Source organism: Streptococcus sp. 2106 (assembly GCF_013277315.1).
Lineage (GTDB): Bacteria > Bacillota > Bacilli > Lactobacillales > Streptococcaceae > Streptococcus > Streptococcus pseudopneumoniae.
In genome coordinates, this window is the sequence record NZ_VMMS01000116.1 from 1 (window position 1) to 1,189 (window position 1,189).

At 37.7% G+C, this 1,189-nt stretch carries 4 protein-coding genes; 3 read left to right on the plus strand and 1 reads right to left on the minus strand.

What is annotated here, in order from left to right:
- On the plus strand, positions 1 to 109 hold a 109-nt coding region (locus HT723_RS10635), incomplete at its 5' end, for an ORF6C domain-containing protein (RefSeq protein WP_172935171.1).
- A gap of 131 nt (positions 110 to 240) precedes the next feature.
- Here the strand turns inward: HT723_RS10635 and HT723_RS10640 are convergent.
- Complete coding sequence (locus tag HT723_RS10640) at positions 241 to 465, minus strand: hypothetical protein (protein ID WP_000040990.1); 225 nt, start codon at positions 463 to 465, stop codon at positions 241 to 243.
- 117 nt (positions 466 to 582) lie between these two features.
- On the opposite strand from HT723_RS10640, the gene HT723_RS10645 reads away from it, so the two are divergent.
- Both HT723_RS10645 and HT723_RS10650 read left to right on the plus strand, forming a co-directional pair.
- Complete coding sequence (locus HT723_RS10645) at positions 583 to 726, plus strand: hypothetical protein (RefSeq protein WP_171039298.1); 144 nt, start codon at positions 583 to 585, stop codon at positions 724 to 726.
- Between the two features lie 98 nt (positions 727 to 824).
- Positions 825 to 1,115 carry a hypothetical protein gene (locus tag HT723_RS10650; protein ID WP_172935172.1) on the plus strand — a complete coding sequence of 97 codons (291 nt, stop codon included), beginning with the start codon at positions 825 to 827 and terminating at the stop codon, positions 1,113 to 1,115.
- The last annotated feature ends 74 nt before the right edge of the window (positions 1,116 to 1,189 follow it).

Genomic DNA, 1,189 nt, shown 5'->3' on the forward strand with positions numbered 1-1,189 from the left:
GCTACCCAAGAAGCATGCGGATGCCGCTCTAGCTTACTGGATGACGTGGGAGCCAAGCACCAATACCAAGATGAAAATCATGGAACTGAACGCATTTAGTCAAGCGTAGGGAGGGAAAGAAAATGAGACCAAGACGATATCCGTATAGTGGGAAAAGAAAAAAGCAATCTGATAGACAGATCGCTAAGTTAAAAAGAGATATTGATGTAAATCGTACAAATATATCATCTTTAAAATTCGTTATAGAAACTTTAAGTAACCATCAGAATTATCGATAACTTGATAACCTTGAGCAGTTGCTTCTTCGATAATTTCAGCTTTAGACATTTCAAAATCAGATAACTGAATTACTGCGCTAGGTTTATCAGTAGTCGACTCTGAAAAATAAGATAATAGAATATTATCGAGATTTTCCCAGGTTAGTTTCTTAACAACGTGGTTTGGCTTATGGCTAAGCTTACTCATTTTTTGAACCTCCTTTCTGCTGAAGTTTTGACTAAAACGGTGAGAGGTCCTAGTCAAGAGTATTATAGCAATTTAGGAGGATATTACATCAGTCTTGAGGCTGATGTAGGAGGTTGAATGGAAGATAAAATCATCGAACTTGCTGATTACTTCATCAGCGAGAACACAACGTACAGAGAAGCAAAAATAGCGTGTGAGAAGCTATTGAAACAAGTCAGCCATGAGATAGAACTCAGGGCGATGGAAAGTAAAACTTTTTAAACCAAAAAAGCACCTAACAGGAGTCAGGCGCTTACTAAAATAATCAAAATCATTATATCACAAAAATGCTTGCCCGCATAGTTGAGAGGATGTAGAAAATGGAAGGTATAACGTTACAATTACGATTGGACGGCGAAAGTGCTGAATTGTTCACAAATCAATTATTGGCTTTTGCTGAAAAGCAGGTCAAGGAGCAGTTAGAGAATGATCGCATGCCAATCAATCAACAGGCTTTGATGGAGAAATTCGGCTTCACTCATGGCTATATTAAGAAGCTAGAACGTAAAGGCTTAAGATTTCGTAAGCAAGGGAAGGATATTATGTACGATGTCAATGATGTTTATGAGATTTTGGAATTAGAAAAAGAAGTACGAAAATTAAGAGCATAAGGAGATAAAAATGTTTGAACCACCGATTTTAGACCAGCTGATGGGGGTTGGAGCTTTGCTGATTGGATTTGCAG